The organism is Enterobacter sp. RIT418, from assembly GCF_003057745.1.
Lineage (GTDB): Bacteria > Pseudomonadota > Gammaproteobacteria > Enterobacterales > Enterobacteriaceae > Enterobacter.
Window position 1 is genome coordinate 184,232 of sequence record NZ_QBJD02000008.1, and the last position, 15,333, is coordinate 199,564.

General features: G+C 55.0%; 20 protein-coding genes. 3 read left to right on the plus strand and 17 right to left on the minus strand.

All coding sequences use genetic code 11. From position 1 onward, the window contains the following. Nucleotides 1-8 precede the first annotated feature (8 nt). The 17 genes from DBY73_RS11730 to DBY73_RS11810 form a co-directional block, all read right to left on the minus strand. Nucleotides 9-602 (minus strand): phage tail protein, encoded by a 594-nt coding sequence (locus DBY73_RS11730; RefSeq protein WP_112011311.1) that lies wholly within the window; start codon nt 600-602, stop codon nt 9-11. Continuing rightward, entirely contained in the window at nt 595-1,779 is a 1,185-nt protein-coding gene (locus DBY73_RS11735; RefSeq protein WP_112011312.1) for a baseplate J/gp47 family protein, read from the minus strand. The genes DBY73_RS11730 and DBY73_RS11735 overlap by 8 nt, the downstream gene beginning before the upstream one ends. Then, nucleotides 1,772-2,107 (minus strand): DUF2590 family protein, encoded by a 336-nt coding sequence (locus DBY73_RS11740; protein ID WP_112011313.1) that lies wholly within the window; start codon nt 2,105-2,107, stop codon nt 1,772-1,774. The genes DBY73_RS11735 and DBY73_RS11740 overlap by 8 nt, the downstream gene beginning before the upstream one ends. After that, nucleotides 2,104-4,179 (minus strand): phage tail tape measure protein, encoded by a 2,076-nt coding sequence (locus DBY73_RS11745; protein ID WP_112011314.1) that lies wholly within the window; start codon nt 4,177-4,179, stop codon nt 2,104-2,106. The genes DBY73_RS11740 and DBY73_RS11745 overlap by 4 nt, the downstream gene beginning before the upstream one ends. Nucleotide 4,180: 1 nt before the next feature. Then, the gene (locus DBY73_RS11750; protein WP_112011315.1) at nt 4,181-4,360 is read right to left on the minus strand and encodes a hypothetical protein; all 180 of its coding nucleotides are present in this window, start codon (nt 4,358-4,360) and stop codon (nt 4,181-4,183) included. Nucleotides 4,361-4,368: 8 nt separating this feature from the next. After that, nucleotides 4,369-4,638 (minus strand): putative phage tail assembly chaperone, encoded by a 270-nt coding sequence (locus DBY73_RS11755; RefSeq protein ID WP_112011316.1) that lies wholly within the window; start codon nt 4,636-4,638, stop codon nt 4,369-4,371. Between the two features lie 102 nt (nt 4,639-4,740). Next, on the minus strand, nt 4,741-5,124 hold the full coding sequence (locus DBY73_RS11760) for a hypothetical protein (protein WP_112011317.1): 384 nt from the start codon (nt 5,122-5,124) through the stop codon (nt 4,741-4,743). After that, nucleotides 5,124-5,462 carry a M15 family metallopeptidase gene (locus tag DBY73_RS11765; RefSeq protein WP_112011318.1) on the minus strand — a complete coding sequence of 113 codons (339 nt, stop codon included), beginning with the start codon at nt 5,460-5,462 and terminating at the stop codon, nt 5,124-5,126. The genes DBY73_RS11760 and DBY73_RS11765 overlap by 1 nt, the downstream gene beginning before the upstream one ends. Further along, nucleotides 5,449-5,760 carry a holin gene (locus tag DBY73_RS11770; protein ID WP_112011319.1) on the minus strand — a complete coding sequence of 104 codons (312 nt, stop codon included), beginning with the start codon at nt 5,758-5,760 and terminating at the stop codon, nt 5,449-5,451. Before DBY73_RS11770 ends, DBY73_RS11765 begins: the two co-directional genes overlap by 14 nt. A gap of 4 nt (nt 5,761-5,764) precedes the next feature. Continuing rightward, the gene (locus DBY73_RS11775; protein ID WP_112011320.1) at nt 5,765-6,220 is read right to left on the minus strand and encodes a phage protein; all 456 of its coding nucleotides are present in this window, start codon (nt 6,218-6,220) and stop codon (nt 5,765-5,767) included. Next, entirely contained in the window at nt 6,217-7,365 is a 1,149-nt protein-coding gene (locus tag DBY73_RS11780) for a DUF2586 domain-containing protein (protein ID WP_112011321.1), read from the minus strand. Before DBY73_RS11780 ends, DBY73_RS11775 begins: the two co-directional genes overlap by 4 nt. 2 nt (nt 7,366-7,367) lie before the next feature. Continuing rightward, nucleotides 7,368-8,024 carry a hypothetical protein gene (locus DBY73_RS11785; RefSeq protein WP_146745764.1) on the minus strand — a complete coding sequence of 219 codons (657 nt, stop codon included), beginning with the start codon at nt 8,022-8,024 and terminating at the stop codon, nt 7,368-7,370. Between the two features lie 35 nt (nt 8,025-8,059). Further along, nucleotides 8,060-8,536 carry a phage tail protein gene (locus DBY73_RS11790; RefSeq protein ID WP_112011323.1) on the minus strand — a complete coding sequence of 159 codons (477 nt, stop codon included), beginning with the start codon at nt 8,534-8,536 and terminating at the stop codon, nt 8,060-8,062. After that, nucleotides 8,533-9,006, minus strand: coding sequence for a head completion/stabilization protein (locus DBY73_RS11795; protein WP_112011324.1), 474 nt, complete (start codon nt 9,004-9,006; stop codon nt 8,533-8,535). The genes DBY73_RS11790 and DBY73_RS11795 overlap by 4 nt, the downstream gene beginning before the upstream one ends. A 102-nt stretch (nt 9,007-9,108) precedes the next feature. Continuing rightward, nucleotides 9,109-9,813 (minus strand): phage terminase small subunit, encoded by a 705-nt coding sequence (gpM, locus tag DBY73_RS11800; RefSeq protein ID WP_112011325.1) that lies wholly within the window; start codon nt 9,811-9,813, stop codon nt 9,109-9,111. A gap of 2 nt (nt 9,814-9,815) precedes the next feature. Next, nucleotides 9,816-10,838, minus strand: coding sequence for a phage major capsid protein, P2 family (locus DBY73_RS11805; RefSeq protein WP_112011326.1), 1,023 nt, complete (start codon nt 10,836-10,838; stop codon nt 9,816-9,818). A 28-nt stretch (nt 10,839-10,866) separates the two neighbouring features. Next, nucleotides 10,867-11,928 (minus strand): GPO family capsid scaffolding protein, encoded by a 1,062-nt coding sequence (locus tag DBY73_RS11810; RefSeq protein ID WP_112011327.1) that lies wholly within the window; start codon nt 11,926-11,928, stop codon nt 10,867-10,869. 175 nt (nt 11,929-12,103) lie between these two features. Here DBY73_RS11810 and DBY73_RS11815 point away from each other — a divergent pair, with 175 nt between their 5' ends. The 3 genes from DBY73_RS11815 to DBY73_RS11825 are packed head-to-tail and all read left to right on the plus strand — an operon-like array spanning nt 12,104 to nt 15,305. Further along, nucleotides 12,104-13,921, plus strand: coding sequence for a terminase family protein (locus DBY73_RS11815; protein WP_112011329.1), 1,818 nt, complete (start codon nt 12,104-12,106; stop codon nt 13,919-13,921). Then, complete coding sequence (locus DBY73_RS11820) at nt 13,918-14,982, plus strand: phage portal protein (RefSeq protein ID WP_112011331.1); 1,065 nt, start codon at nt 13,918-13,920, stop codon at nt 14,980-14,982. The genes DBY73_RS11815 and DBY73_RS11820 overlap by 4 nt, the downstream gene beginning before the upstream one ends. Nucleotides 14,983-15,038: 56 nt before the next feature. Continuing rightward, nucleotides 15,039-15,305, plus strand: coding sequence for an ogr/Delta-like zinc finger family protein (locus DBY73_RS11825; protein ID WP_112011379.1), 267 nt, complete (start codon nt 15,039-15,041; stop codon nt 15,303-15,305). Nucleotides 15,306-15,333: the final 28 nt, after the last annotated feature.

Genomic DNA, 15,333 nt, shown 5'->3' on the forward strand with positions numbered 1-15,333 from the left:
TCCCCTCTCTACTTCAAACTGGCGCTAAAAGTCGCGCTAAATTCGTTTTTTACATCACCCAGCGTTGCGGGCCAGCAAACATATTCGCCCTGATACCAGCCGATATTGATATGAACCGCCAGTGAGGTGATGACCTCAAATCGATAACGGCGGCAAGTGCGGCCATACTTGCGGATAATTTCCAGCAGCAAATCGCTGTTATCCGCAATCTGGCTATCCGTCACTCTGACCGTTATGACATCCCAGTCCATCCCGTCCTGTCGCTCCAGCAGTTCGACATATCCGATCCCCAGGCGCTCAAATATGGCAATAAATCCTGCAACCTCGCCCGCCTGCTGCGCGTTTACGAATGCATAGCTAACGCGCTTGCGAAACAGGTTTAACGGCTCGCCTTTAAAACGGGTGATATCGCGTTCCCAGGCAATCAGGTTGAGTAGTGGCTCGGCGCATGTGAGCGGGTCAAACTGCCTAAGAGGCCAGGTGATCCATTCATACACCTGCAACCAGAATTTCACACAGGCGCGCAGCAGCCGCGCAGGATCGCCACGGTCCATCCATGACGGCAACTTCAACCCGGCCAGCAGCCTGGCAAATTCAGTCATTCGTGATCTCCACGGTAAGAGACGCCAGGCGCGGAACCGATAATTCACTGACAATATCGGTGAGCGAAAAACTCAGTGAATCAACTATCGGAAAAGCTTTGTGAATTTCCCGGCCCAGATTTGAAAAGGAGTAGCGCGAATACGGCCACGTCTTTTTCACGTCGTAATTGGCGTTTTCACGAAATGCACAGCGGATCAAATCTGTAACGCCGGTTTCTAAAAGTGCCAGGGCTTCCGGCTCCATGTTTTCCATGCTTTCCACATATACTTTGACCGCCAGCGCGTGGCTGGTTTCTGGTATGGCAAAACACTGTAAATCATCGCCGTGGCCGTGGTGGCCCTTGCTGTTAACGTAATCATTAACTGCATCAATAAAGGGTTGCGATGCTTCGCCGCTGTCCAGTAGCAAATAGGCATTTGCCGTACCAGGCCCGCGCGGGCCGTCATGCAAAAAGAATATGCGGTCAATACTCAGCCCAATAACACCAGCAATCATGCTGCGATAAACGGCGTCGGTATGGTAATTGCCCACCAGGTTAAACTGGTTTCGTACGCGGTCCCGAAGTTCGTCGTCGCTTTCCTCGTCTGCGCCAGGCGTGATTAACCAGTCGTCTTCATTCACGGCGCTGGCTATACCAGCTACGGCTACAGGCAAAATGCGGTAATAGCCCGGCGCCAGGTTATAGCCTGTTCCAGTGCCGGTCGCCGTGACGGCAACAAGTCCGCTTTCAGTGCCTGCGCTCAGGGTTGTGTCTTCATTCACTGCGAGCACATAAACCACCCCGTTGATACGCTCGGTCTGGATCAGCGTTCCAGCCGGAATGGCAATTTCATCTGCCGCATTCTCTTTGTAAAACCGCAGCACGCCAACGGCGGCGCTGGCTGGCTTTGCCTCAACGTTCACAGCCCAGGCGAGCAAACGCAGCATTGGCCCGGTGGCAGTCGCAACGAACATATTTCGCAGGACGATATTGATCAGCGCCTCGCGGAGCCACATCACCGGCGTGGTCACAATCGTTGATATCAGCCTCCAGAATGGGGACATTCTTGATGTGTTGGTAACGAACCCCTCCTCCTGCACGGTGCGCCTGAAGGCGGCGGTGATTTCCTCTTTGGAGGACGGCATTCCGCTGTCATTCAACACCTGCTCAAAATCAACGTCGGGCTTGTCAGTCATAATTCACCTCTGTACCAACGCTGCCGAAGTCGTAGGTTTCAGCAGTAACATAAAGCCGTGAAAGGCTCTCCTCTGTGATAACAATTGTTCCGGGGACCAGGCGTTCATCACTTTCAACCAGCAGTGATAGCTGGGTCAGCGCGTCACCGCGCATCGTCGGACTTCGCTCACCGATCAGACGCGTAGTGATGCCGCTTTCCAGAATGCTGTGGATGATGTCCTGGGTGATGCTGTCGCGGTTATTGCACCGCTGCGGCTCGTTCCCGCTGTCCAGGGTGAAATCACCCTCGGTAATCAAGAGGTCGATGTATAACGGTTCGGTACTCATCCGGCGTTAAGCTCCTGCCATTCGGCCAACTGGGTTGGAGTGATTCCATTCGGGGCGGTGATGTAGGTATCGCCCCACGTCTTACGGCTATCAACAACGGTTTTACTGTCAGATTTAACCTTGCCCATCAGGCCGCCGCGCGGGATATCCGCATTGATTTTGTTACCCGTCAGCAAGGACGGAGCGTTCATTTTTGGCGGTGCTGCAGAACCACTTTCTGACGTTGTTTTCAGGTCGATGTTGACGCCGGGGATTTTATTTAGCTTCTCAACGATCCAGTTATAGGTAGACGCAAAGGTATTTTTTAGAGCGTCAAAAAGCTTGCTGAATACGTCACCGATTGTCTGTGCAAATCCTTCAAAAGCGGCCATGGGAGAAAGGCCTGCAAAGAACGCTACTACCGCGCCCCAGCCATCGGTAATGGATTGCCAGACCTGCGCGAATACCTGGCCCACCTGCGCGGCGACATCCATCACCCAGGCAAAGGCCGCAGTGTTCATTACAGCCGCTTTCAGTTCTTCCCAGTGGTTTACGACATACCAGACGCCTAATCCCAGCAGCGCCAGCGCGGCAATAATTAGGGTGATCGGGCTTGTCAAAAACTGCATTGCAGCCCCGGCAAACATGGTCGCCGCCCCATACACCCGCATGGCAACGGCTCCGGCTTTTAACACGATATTCCAGGCAGCCAGCGCGACGCGGCAAACACCGGTCCACAGCGCAAGCAGCTTTGACTGGACCCACAACGCGGCCAGCCCGATGCGGGTTGTAAGTAAAGACGGGCGCATCATGTTTAGCGTCCATATAAGGGCTTTCCATGCGCCGCCCAGCACTTTTGCGATTGCGCTTAAACCCACCATCGTGAATCCAAATACGCCCATCACGATGTTTGTTGCCGCACCGGCAAGACCAAAGGACAACACGCCCAGCGTGATGTAACCCAGCCAGCGAGCGATGTTAGGGAACATTTCCAGCCAGCGGGCAAACTTTGCGCCCACGGCGGCAACGCGATTCATCAACGGCGTGAGTATGGGGATCAGCGTATTACCCAGGGCCACGCGCATGGCGTAGAACGTTGCTACGATACGTTCCCACGGTTTCGCCATACGTTCGGCCATTTCCTGGGCGCGTTTCATACCGTCATTGCGGCCCAGTTCCGTGATACTACGGTTTAGATTAGCCTGCTGGCCGTACAGCTTTTTGATGACATCAGCGCCACCACCAAAAGCGGCGTCCAGCGCCTGCTGCGCCTTGACATTCCCCTCAATGCTTGCCCCGTATTTGTTCTGCAATTTCTGGAGAATATCGCCCATTGGCAACATCTTCCCGGTGGCGTCAACAAAGCTCATTCCCAACTTTTCAGCGGCGGCCGGCGCGCTTCTTAAAAACTGCTCATAGATGCCGCTTGCCTCAGTTCCCAGGGTTTTGGACAACGATCCCAGCACCGCGAACTGCTCATCCATACTCACGCCGAAGTCAGACCCGGCGTTTTTGGTTCCCTCAATAAGCTCCTGCATGGTCTGCATTTTCACGCCGAAGTTTTGCACCATGTAGGCCGTTTTTCCGGCCAGTTCTTCGGCAAAGCGGACATGCCCCAGGCTGGACAGTTCCGTATTGAACCGGGATGCCATCGCACCAATATATTCACCAGCCTCCTCGCCGCTGGCTTTCACGCCTGCCGCCAGGGTATTGGCCGCGATTGTCACGCGGGGCAGGTCCAGATCGGAAAGGCCCGCCATTGCGCCCTTCATTGCATAGCTTGAGTTCACTACATCAACCGCGCCTTTTCCGTAGCGCATGCTGAATTTAAGGGCTTCGCTGGACAGTTTTTTGAGCGCATCTTCGGCCACACCTTTGGAACCTACTTCCGCCAGCGCTGCATTCATTTCGTACGCCGGACCCACTACGCCCGCAATGGACTGGGCAACACCCCAGACCGCCGCAGCACCGATTCCAATTCGTGCAAAAGACGCCTGCGATTTTTCGGCAAAGCCAGTCAGCGAGGACTGGGCCGTTTTTAACGGCCGTGTCAGCTTATCAATAAGGCTCAACGTAAAATCCAGGTGGCTCATATCAGGTTCCGTTTAGGGCAATGGCGATACCTTCCGCCGTCTTATTCGCCCTTGTTTTGGCGAAATATTCGTCCAGCCAAAGGGCGCGCGCGATGCTTTCTTCGTCGTCAGGTTCATGCGGGAGGTAGTAGCGGCGGAGGGCAAGATATTGCTCCAGCCCGTTCGTGCGTATCGCCGCCACCCGCGCCGCTAGTTTTTTACTTCGATCTCAAGCTTTGGTGAGTAAATCTCGTTAACCTTTTCGACGATCTGCATTTCGCAGCCTGGGTAATCTTCCATCAGCTTGCTCAGGGCATCCTTTGACTCAGCATCAACAATGCGCCCCAGGTAGGTCGCCATAGGGGCAACCTTATTGGTCATGGTCATTTCGTTAATCAGGTTGTTGTAGGCGGTTTTGTTGGGCTCAAAGCTCAGGCTCACACCCGCCACAGTCATGACAATTTTTTTAGACTTACTCATTTTGTTACTTCCCTTCGTTGTCGGATGATGCCCACCAGGGCGTTATGTCGTGCGGCGCATTCGGTGTAAATTTGCCGATAGGCTGTTAATGCCGCGTCAAAATCAGTGCCTGTCGGCCCTGCCAGCCTCGGCAGGTTTACCGGGCAAAGAGTCAGATGGTTTTCCTGATAAGGTTCGCTCTGTGCTGGCCGCCAGTTCGTTGAACAACCGGACGTAATCATCAGAAGCACACACATTGTTAAAAACCGGCTTAATGGTTTCTGTGCGGATAACCCGTTCCGTGTGGATCTCATTGGCTTTTAACTCCGCGATTTTCTTTTCCAGCGCTTCACCGGACCGCCGCGTGATCTCCACGACAATCTGGCGCGTTTCTTCTGTCGCCTTACTGGCGGCCAGTTGCAGCTTTGCGTTGTGCCAGTCGTGCGCCTGCCAGCCCGCTGACATGGCAGCAGTCAGGATCAGGACCAACCCCAGCAAGTTACGCATCAGCGGACCCCGTTATGCTCAAGTGAAAAATGATTGCCGTCCGGCCTGCTGAACCGACCACCCCATGCGCCGCCGATGGACTCCCAGTATTCTCCCAGCGGGAGATAGGCAGCGCTGTCGGTCTGGTATTCCCCATTGATAAACAGGTTAAAATCCACGGCCAGGCGCTGGGTATGCAGGCTGTTTGCAATGCCGCTGCCTTTTTTGGCGTTAAGCGCGGCCTGCTCTGGCGTGCGGTAGGCTTCGCCAAATGTCAGGCGATAGCCTTTTTCCTCCGCGAAGTGGATCAGATTTGCGATCATCACGGTGAAAAGCTGCTGTTTTTCACTCAGTTTCATGGCTTTTGCTTCCCCATCGTTTCATGAAGTATTCCGCGAGGCGCTTTAAACCCGCCTCAATAAAGGCGCTCCCCAGAATGCCCAGGGCGCAGGCAATGCCCACGACAACCAGTTCCGGCATATCGGGGAATTTCAGTAGTGGGATTGCGGCAAGCGGGGCCACCGCCGCCCCCAGAATCATCCGCCCGACCAGGAGGCGGGTTGTGATCTGCTCACTGCTGACCATCAGCTGCCCCAGGCCGATCACGGCCCCAATCAGCAGCAGCTTTGCCAGCAGTGACGTTTCTCCGTTTGGCATGTTGTTAACCTTTCAGGTCGCGCGTGTCGCGGGCTGACAGGTACGGAACGCCGTCAATCGCCACAAAGTCGGGGCTGGTTACCATGAATTTAATTTTCTTCGTGGTCTTACTGGCCTCGTTGGGGTTGATGTTGACGATGTCAGACAGCGCAGGAACGCAGCCGAACACCTCGATTTTTTCTTCGTCGTCTCCGGCATTGGCATAGAACAAAAAGTCTTTTGCCGGAATGCCACGCCAGGAACCGGCAGCACGGGCCACAGCGGTGAACTTTTTAAAGTTCTGCGAATCGACCTCGATTTCCACGTCCGCCGAAACGGACCCTTTTGTGTGGCCATTCGGCACGCCGCGAGTTTGTGCCACGGCGCTGTTATCGGTAATGGTTACGGTAGCGTTTTCAACGTGAATCATGACCGCGTCATAGTTCACATCAAACGAACCGCCGCTAATGCGCTCGGTCATTGGTTGCTCTCCTGTGAGGTGTCCAGTTCGATGCTGACGCCGATTTCTTTCGCGCTCTCATACGGGCGGACAATCAAATAAATTTGCACCGCAACACTGCTGGTCCAGGTGATGGTGATATCGCCGTCTTTTGGCGGTTTCACTTCGCCGGGAAACTCGACCCCGTTGATCTGCGTTGCAATTGACATTTCGCGCAGCGGCTTGCCGAAGTAAGTCTCATGCGCCGCGATGCTTCCCGGCGTGCTGTTCAGCGAGCGATCTGCGATTTTTGGAATGGCGCGCAACCGGACGCGGCGGGAAGCTTTATCCACCACGCGGACATTTTCGATCACCTGATAATCGCCGCCTTCGACGTCCAGCGTTCTTCCGTCAGCCCAATAAATCCCGTCGTAGTCGTGATACCACATTGGCACGCTGTAGCGGTTTGCCTGCAATCCCTGCAGCACGGCCAGATCTAACTTTTCACCCGTCCCATCTTCTGGCAGATCATCGCGACCCAGCGCAGTGACCGCCCCAGTGGCAACGCGGGCCGGACTATCGGCAATGGTTACGGCACGGTTACACAGGCGCCCCGCGAGGACTCCCGGTTCATTGCCCCAAAGACGCGGCACAAGCTGAACGCCTGGCGACGCGATCCCTTCCTGCAATTCGGCCATTCGTGATTGGTAATCCGCCCACGATTCCCCCTCAGACGGGCCGCCTACAGCAATGGCGAACCAGACAAAGCGCCCGAATTTGGCCTGCAACGTTTCCCGCATTTCGGTAGCGCGGTTGATCGTGGCTTTTTGGGTAGCGTCAAACGCCAGCGTAATCCCCTCAACCGATGCGACGGACTGGGCAGCCGTAACGGCATTCATCCATGCATCATCCTCGTTGTAGTCGTCGTCCGATGGGTCTGGCTCCGGCATAACATGCACATACGCGAACCAGTTCTGACCGGCGTTATTCGCGGCTGCGGCGACGATGCGTTTTAACAGGCTGTCTTTTTCGCCCAACGCTTTATCCAGATCGCTATCGGCGCTAATCGACTGTGTTTTATTAGTGTTGGTGTCGCCATAACCCACAAACAGGACGACGCGTTCGACGTCGTTCGTTGTACCGTTGTAGCGGTTTTTCTGACTAACTGTGACTGTCGGCCAGGTCATTTTTACCCCCTGATATCCTGCGCGTTGACGTCCCAGCCGAAGCCGATTGCCTGCATTTGCCGCGCTATGATTTGGTTAAATTCATCGTTACTGACCCCCAGGAAAACGCGCCCCGGAATGTCTATGGTCCATGTGCGTTTGGCCGGTGTGCCTTTCAGCTTGCGGATAACCAGCCCGGCTTGCGCCATGCTCATGGTTTCCATGATTTGTTTGCTGGACGGTTTCACCCAGCGCTTGCCCTTGCGGACCCTGTACCCCAGCGCCCGTAGCCGCTTTGCCTGACGCGGCAGCGCTGGCTGATTCGCCTGCGGTTTACGCGGGGCGTTACTCGCTTTCATCTGGATCCGCGCACCGTCCTGCTGGACCGCGCCGACCAGGCCCGCCGCGACGGGCTTATTTCCGTTGCGGTAATTGCCGCCTTTCAGATAGATGCGCACACCCTGAATTTCGGGCATTTCCCGGACGGCCAGCAGCCTGGGCAATCCCTTTAGCATCTTCCCTTTGCCGCGCTTACGCGGTGTCCACGGGGTACCGTCCGGGGCCGCCTGCTGGCGCTGGTGACGTTTAGCCGCTGCGATAACCCCCAGCTTTGCCACGCGCCATAAAAGGCGCTGCCGCTTGCGTGGAGGGAGATCGGCCTGGGCCAGCTTTTCGCGCATCAGCTTTAGCTGTTGCTGGTTTAGCTCGCCACGGATCACGACGCGTCACCGGTCTGGACAATAATTTCGGCTTCCTCCGCGACCCAGATTTCCGGGTTGACGATATCCCACGATTTATCCCTGAACGGGATAGGGCCGCCTGCCACTTCACGGATGATCACCGGGTCAGCCAGTCCGACGACCACATCAAGGATGCAGGTTCCCTCGTCGTCGAACTCCGGGTCCACGGTCGGATCGGCTAATTTCAGTTCGTCGCGCAGCTCGTTGGCGTGCTCATCCACCCAGGCCAGCACCAGGGCATAAATTAGGCCCGGCGAATACTTGCGAAACGGGAAGTTATCCCACGACAAGCGGGCGCTATACGTCAGCACGCCGATGCGGCGTTGATTATTCCCCATCGCTTTCGCACTGCGCACCAGTTCGCAATCATCCATCGAACTGGAAAACATCTGCATGGCATCGCGTGGCAGATTTGCCGTAATAAACGCCGTCAGGCTCTCAAGCTGGCTCATATCAGATGTACCCCTACGCGTGGCTGTTGAAGCATGTTGCGCATCACGTTGGCCGCTTCGGCCAGCAGATTGGCGCGGGTGTCCAGACTTTCCTGTCCTGGATGCGACTCTCGTCGCCCGATGGTGGCAAACTCGCCCAGCAAGTCGGCTTTGGCGCGGGCATAGACCGCTTTTTTGTACTGGGCCGTTAACTGGTTTTCGTTCGCCAGCTTCGCCCCCGGTACGTCGGCGGCCCGTTCGCATCCTTTCCCGTTCCAGTAGGTTACGACGTCCGCCAGTGTTGTGTTTACTTCCGCAATAGCTGCCAGCAGTGCAACGCCTGCGGTGTCTGGCGGCAGGTCTGCTGGCAGGGTGCGCGACATCTGAAATTCACCCAGATCCAAATCAGGCCAGAACGCCACGCCGTTGGTAATAGCGGTCGGCGTGACCGTTAACGGCTTGCCGCTGATACTGAAACTTGGGCCACTCATCGTTTACACCTTGCTTGCAATAGAAACGGGCTAACGGGATCCATAGCCAACAACCCAATGGGTTGATGCCTCCCCCGCGCCCGTCCCGGCTTGCGGGAGTCGTTATTGTTTTGTCAGGCCGTTAATCCGGGCGCGAATCTTGTCGCGTGCGGTCCTGACGCCTGAGTTATTGTTAAAGGCGTGCGCCTGGGCCAGCAGGGCATCGGCCTGTTCAAGCGTGTCCACATCATCCACGGCAGTGGCGCGCGGGCGGCCCCGTTCGTCGCGCAGCAGGTAAAGCCCCGCGAACTTGAACCATTTCGCGTTAATGTCTTCGTGCAAACGCCACTTTTCGCGGATGTTTTCAAACGTGCGGCTGAAATACGGCTCGATGCTGTGACCGGCCTCCGCCTGGAGCGTTGCCCACTCCAGCACCGTATCGGCCACAAAGGCGGGCATGGTACTTTTGAAGTTTTCCGGCATCGCCTGATTTTGAGTGATAGCCACGTCGGCCCAGTCCAGCGCCTGGCTCATTTCCCCCGTGTCGAACAACCAGATCACGCAGTAGACCAGGGCCGGATTTGCGAAGCGGGCATCACCGGCAAGATAGGACTCAACGGTCGGCATCCAGCGCGGCAACAACACATCGCGTTTAAATTCGATGCGGTCTTCGGTGCGCGGCAGGCTGCGGAGTTGCTCCACATCTTTTGCCAGTTCCAGCATTTGCAGGTGGAAGCTGACCGGCGACGAAGCCAGGGCTTCGCGTTTATCCAGCGCCTTTGCGGCCTTAATGCGTGCGCGGTGTTTCTGACACGGGGACATAGCCATATTTATTCGCCCCCTTCTGGTGCTGGCGCGTCAGTTGCCAGGGTAATTTTGTCGTAGGCGGCGTAAAGCTCGTCATGCTCGACGGCGTACCCTTCCATGCGCAGGTAGTTATTTTCAAAGCGCTTGCGGTCGTCGTTCCATTCGGCCTTACGCTTACGGGTTCCCTGCTGGGTGTAGATATGCAGGTTGTCCAGCGTGGTGACGATCAGGCGACCAGACGGCATAAACGGCGGGGTGTACACGGTACGGCCAGCGATCTGACGGCCAATCAACTGCGCCGCAACTTTCTCAGTCGGGCGATCAATCTTATTCATCAGCGTGGTGACGTCTGCGCCGATAAGGTCAGCGGATGCCAGCACAACCAGACGCGGATCATTGCGATATGGCTCATAAATGCAGGTGTGCACCAGATCGGTAACCGCTGCATCCAGCCCCATAAAATCAGCATTCGCGCCGCCGATAGTGACGTCGCCGGTGATGATTTGCTCGGCTGCACGGTCCTTAACAATTTTATGCCAGCCGATGTTGACGTCTTCGCCGTTCGGGTTAGCGTTCGGGTCGGTGTCTTCTGCAACGCTTACACCGTTGAACGCCACGCGCAGCATATCCAGTGCAAATTGTTCATTGCTGTTCGCCTGGATGCGCTGGAAGAACTCGTCTTCACTGCCCGCGTTAGCCCAGGTCACAAGCAGGGAATAGGACAAATAAGAACCGGAATCCGTTTCGACCAGCTTATATTCATTTCCACCCACGCCCATCGCACGCGAGAAGCGACCATCTTTTTTGCGGCCCGTGTAGATACCCACCTGGCCGGTTGTTACTACCTGGCCGGTGATCTGGTCCACGTCCAGCACGTTAGGCAGCAGGCGCAGAAATTCAGAACTTGCCAGCAGCGCATCACGCAACTTGGTTTCTTTAGGTGGTGTCAGCGAGAAGAATCGCGACGTATCCGGCTGGCCGTTGGCTTTCGCCAGGCCTGCGGCGTACTTACGCAACATCTGCTCTGCTTTTGGGGTTAATTGCATTTCGTTTTATTCCTGGAAAGAAAATTGATTAACAGAAGTCAAACGGCTTGTTGCTGCCGCCTGGCGCATTATTCGGGCGCTGCGTACCGCCGCTTTCCATCGCAGACAGCTTCGTCATGACAGCGGTCAGTTGCGTGGTCAGCGTGTCCATCTGATTACCGCCAGACTGGCGACGCGCTGAAAACTCACGGCGACGGCTGCGGCGCGGGCGTTTGGATGGGGTCACGCTGAACGCTTTCATTGCTTTAGCCAGGTTGGCTTTTGCAACGCTGAACTCCGCCGCTTTGACTTCGTCTTCCGGGTTCTCTGCCACTTCCTCGGCAAGATCGGCAACTTCTGCCGCAGCTTCGGCGATATCTGCGGCAATATCTGCCACTTCGTCGGCGGCCTGTTCTGGCGTGTCGACGTTATCAGCGTCGCCGTTAGCGGCCTCTTTACCGCTTTTGACTAAATCCAGCAGTTGCTGGACGAGGGCTTTTAACTCTTCCATTTTTTGTTCCTCGCCCTCATTGGGCTTGTCGGTGTTAGGTTCTGGTGTTGGCGTGAACTCTTTACGGGCCGAAAATAATCTCGACCAGAAAGAATCTTTTTTTTCTGGCTTGCCTGCCTGCAAATTACCCAGGCTGAAAGTTTCCAGGCTTCCGCGCTCGCCGTCCTTTTCTTCCCCAGCGAGAATAAATTTAAGCCTTTCAGTTCCGAGGCTCGCGGGAATATCCGTAACAGCCAGCCCGAAAAGATAATCGCGTCCGCTTCCGCCAAAATCCGGGATAAACTCAGCAGACGTAAAAAGTTTTTGCTCCATTCGGTTGGCATCAATAAGAAACTGATTTGGGATTAACTGGGCATATAATTTGGTGACGTCACCTTCCGTCTCAACTTTCAGCGCGTCCACAGTACCCAGATTGCAGGTAAACTCACGCTCCCCAATACCATTTTGCGGATGATGCGGCCAAATCATGGCGGTGTAAGTTTTCGGAGTATAAGTCTCTGCCGCGTCAATTAACCATTGCGCTTCAATGGTCCGACCGTCCACGGCCTGCCCCGATGTGGCGATACATAGCCAATCAGTTCGGTAACTGGGTTGCGTCATAACTGACCTTTAATAATGAAATGAATAATACAATTCGTTTGTGATGGTCAGTATTGCCAATTATTAATAATGTCGCGACCGCTTTATTTCTTATGCATTCGGTTATAAATGGATAACCACTTTTTGCCGATATTTAATTATCAGTCTGGTTAAATAATCCCGTCATAATAGCCTCATGGCTAAATATTCCGATGAATTAAAAGAAGCGGCCCGTACGCTATACATTAAAAGCTGGTCGCCGAAAGATATTGCGCAGGAATTGAATATTCCACCGCGCACCATTTACCACTGGGCTGACGTCGGCGAGTGGGCATCACTGCTGCCCGTCGAATCAGTGGAAAACGTCATCGCCCGCCGCATCGACCAGCTTTCCCGCCGTGAGAAAAAAACGGCGCTGGAACTGGAAGAACTCCGCGATCTGATTGCCCATCACGTAAAGCTCATGGCGCAGCGCAACAAGCACGCCGAAAAGCTGGCTGAGATTCAGGCCAAAAAAGCATCCTATGACGGGGAAGGCTACTGTCTCAGCAGCGCAGGCGGGGAACCAGGGGAACGGAAAGGAAAGCGCCGGTATAAGAAAAACGACGTTTCAGGGCTGACGCCTGAAATGCTCGACACCTGGGCGCGGGAACATCTTTTCGAATATCAGCTACATTGCCGCGAGCACAAAGGCGAAGACTGGCGCTTTATCCTTAAAAGCCGTCAGGTCGGCATGACCTACTATTTTGCATGGGAAGCCTTTGAAGACGCTGTCATCAGCGGTGATAACCAGGTGTTTTTCTCTGCCTCCCGCGCACAGTCGGAAATCTTCCGCGAATACATCGTCCAGATTGCGCAGAACCATTTCGGCATCACGCTGACCGGCAAAAATATCCGCCTCAGTAACGGCGCAATCCTGCGCTTTCTGTCCACGAACGCCAGCACCGCGCAGGGCTTTAACGGCCACCTGTACGGTGATGAAGTCTTCTGGATCCCGAAATTCACGCGCCTGCATGAAGTTGCCAGCGCAATGGCAACGCACAACAAATTCAGGACGACCTACTTTTCTACGCCCAGTGCCAAAACGCACCAGGCGTACCCGGTATGGACCGGCGACGAGTGGCGCGGTGATGATGCGAAGCGCAAAGGAATTGAGTTTCCCAAGGAAAGCGCCATGCGCCAGGGCATCATCTGCCCGGATGGGATATGGCGTTACATCATCACGATGGAAGACGCCGTCAAAGGCGGCCTGGGAGAACGTGTTGATATTGAACGGCTGCGCAACAAATACAACCCGACAGCGTTCGCCATGCTTTACATGTGCCAGTTTGTTGACAGTAAAGACGCGGTCTTCAAATTCTCGGCGCTGGTTGGCTGTGAAGTGGATAGCGCCACTTGGGGGGATTATGACCCTACCGCCGCGCGGCCATTCGGTAACCGTGAAGTGTGGGCGGGTTTCGACCCGTCGCGCTCCGGCGACAACTCCACCTTTGTGATTGTCGCGCCCCCTATTCACGATGGTGAACGCTTCCGCGTGCTGGCCTGCTGGCAATGGCAGGGCTTTAACTTTAGCTGGCAGGCTGACCAGATACGACAGCTTATGCGCCGGTTCAATATTACCTACATCGGGATCGACACAACCGGCATCGGGAAAGGAGTGTATGATCTGGTCAGCAAGTTTGCCCCGCGTGAGGCGAACGCCATTCTTTACAGCGTTGAAAGTAAAAACCGCCTGGTAATGAAGATGATCGACGTCGTGGAACGTAAGCGCATTGAATGGGCGAAAGACGCCATAGACGAAACCAACAAAGAGCGCGTCGAAATCCCGGCGTCGTTTATGGCTATCCGGCGCACCACAACTAACAGCGGCAACGCGTTAACGTTCGTTGCCGAACGTTCCGACGCAACCGGCCACGCGGATGTTTTTTTCGCTATCTCGCACGCCGTAATTAACGAACCTATCGATCACGAATTTGACCGCCCATCGACCTGGGCTTTTGGGAAAGCAGCATGACGACTAAGAAACAGCGGAAAGCGAAAAAATTCAGGGCTGCAACCGGCAGCAACGTTGAAACATTCACGCCCGGACGCGGCAGCGTGATCACCTTTGGCGAACCAGAACCCATCCTGACGACCGGCACCGATTATCACAACATCTGGTATGACAACGAGGCAGATCACTGGCGGCTCCCGATTGACCGGCTGGCGCTGGCTCAGTTGCCAAACCTTAACGGCCAGCATGGTGGCGTATTGTATGCGCGGCGCAACATGGTTGCCGGTGGCTATATCGGCGGCGGCCTGACGCCTGACCAGGTAGAACAAGCGGTCTTTGATTATCTGCTGTTTGGCGACGTCGCAATCCTGAAAATTCGCAATGTATTCGGGGAGGTGATCGACCTGCTGCCGCTGCCGTCGCTTTATCTGCGCTGCCGTAAAGACGGAACGTTCGCCGTTCTCCAGGAAGGGCCAGCGCTGATTTATGACCCGGAAGACATTGTCTTCTTTAAAATGTATGACCCGCGTCAGCAGGTCTATGGCCTGCCGGATTATATCGGCGGGATCCATTCCGTTTTACTTAACAGCGAAGCGACCATCTTCCGCCGTCGCTACTACAACAACGGTGCGCATATGGGCTTTATTCTGTATACCAGCGACCCAAATTTAACACTGGAAATGGAAAACGAAATCAAAGACAAGATTGCGCAGTCCAAAGGGCTGGGCAACTTCCGCAACATGTTTATCAACATCCCGAAAGGCGACCCGGACGGGGTCAAAATCCTGCCCGTGGGGGAAGTCAGCGCAAAGGATGAGTTTGCCAACATCAAAGGGATCACCGCCCAGGATATCTTTACCGCTCACCGCTTCCCCGCAGGGCTGGCGGGCATCATCCCGACTAACGGCGCGGTGATGGGCAACCCAGAAACCGCCCGCACGACCTACCGGAAAGACGAAGTTATCCCGCTACAACGTAAATTTATGAATGGGGTTAACAACGACCCGGAGATCCCGCCGCGCTTACACCTTAATTTTGACGTTGAAATCCCGTTAATCACCGCCGATAAGGGCGAAAAATGAACGTAATTAGTTTAAAATCATCCCCATTGTTAGCAATGGCGTGCGGGGTGGTGAACATGCGAGTTTTTAAAATAAAATGTCCTGAATGCGGCGAACCGGCCATCATTCGTAAATCTGACTGGAAAGATAAAAAACTGGCGGATTTATACTGCGCGTGCACCGAAGTAGAATGCGGCCACACGTTTGTGTTTAACGCCTCGTTTTCTCACACTCTCAGCCCCAGCGGGCTGACCGGTAACAAGCTGGTCAAATTCCTGATTGACCGGCTCAAGCCAGAAGAACGCCAGTTCGCGCTGGACCTGCTCAACGGCCAGACCGCATAAAAGAAGCCCGCATCAAGCGGGCTTTTTT

Coding starts and splice junctions, on each gene's coding strand:
- DBY73_RS11730 (WP_112011311.1), bottom strand. CDS start 602: ATGACTGAATTTGCCAGGCTGCTGGCCGGGTTGAAGTTGCCGTCATGG.
- DBY73_RS11735 (WP_112011312.1), bottom strand. CDS start 1,779: ATGACTGACAAGCCCGACGTTGATTTTGAGCAGGTGTTGAATGACAGC.
- DBY73_RS11740 (WP_112011313.1), bottom strand. CDS start 2,107: ATGAGTACCGAACCGTTATACATCGACCTCTTGATTACCGAGGGTGAT.
- DBY73_RS11745 (WP_112011314.1), bottom strand. CDS start 4,179: ATGAGCCACCTGGATTTTACGTTGAGCCTTATTGATAAGCTGACACGG.
- DBY73_RS11755 (WP_112011316.1), bottom strand. CDS start 4,638: ATGAGTAAGTCTAAAAAAATTGTCATGACTGTGGCGGGTGTGAGCCTG.
- DBY73_RS11760 (WP_112011317.1), bottom strand. CDS start 5,124: ATGCGTAACTTGCTGGGGTTGGTCCTGATCCTGACTGCTGCCATGTCA.
- DBY73_RS11765 (WP_112011318.1), bottom strand. CDS start 5,462: ATGAAACTGAGTGAAAAACAGCAGCTTTTCACCGTGATGATCGCAAAT.
- DBY73_RS11770 (WP_112011319.1), bottom strand. CDS start 5,760: ATGCCAAACGGAGAAACGTCACTGCTGGCAAAGCTGCTGCTGATTGGG.
- DBY73_RS11775 (WP_112011320.1), bottom strand. CDS start 6,220: ATGACCGAGCGCATTAGCGGCGGTTCGTTTGATGTGAACTATGACGCG.
- DBY73_RS11780 (WP_112011321.1), bottom strand. CDS start 7,365: ATGACCTGGCCGACAGTCACAGTTAGTCAGAAAAACCGCTACAACGGT.
- DBY73_RS11785 (WP_146745764.1), bottom strand. CDS start 8,024: ATGCGCGAAAAGCTGGCCCAGGCCGATCTCCCTCCACGCAAGCGGCAG.
- DBY73_RS11790 (WP_112011323.1), bottom strand. CDS start 8,536: ATGAGCCAGCTTGAGAGCCTGACGGCGTTTATTACGGCAAATCTGCCA.
- DBY73_RS11795 (WP_112011324.1), bottom strand. CDS start 9,006: ATGAGTGGCCCAAGTTTCAGTATCAGCGGCAAGCCGTTAACGGTCACG.
- gpM (WP_112011325.1), bottom strand. CDS start 9,813: ATGGCTATGTCCCCGTGTCAGAAACACCGCGCACGCATTAAGGCCGCA.
- DBY73_RS11805 (WP_112011326.1), bottom strand. CDS start 10,838: ATGCAATTAACCCCAAAAGCAGAGCAGATGTTGCGTAAGTACGCCGCA.
- DBY73_RS11810 (WP_112011327.1), bottom strand. CDS start 11,928: ATGACGCAACCCAGTTACCGAACTGATTGGCTATGTATCGCCACATCG.
- DBY73_RS11815 (WP_112011329.1), top strand. CDS start 12,104: ATGGCTAAATATTCCGATGAATTAAAAGAAGCGGCCCGTACGCTATAC.
- DBY73_RS11820 (WP_112011331.1), top strand. CDS start 13,918: ATGACGACTAAGAAACAGCGGAAAGCGAAAAAATTCAGGGCTGCAACC.
- DBY73_RS11825 (WP_112011379.1), top strand. CDS start 15,039: ATGCGAGTTTTTAAAATAAAATGTCCTGAATGCGGCGAACCGGCCATC.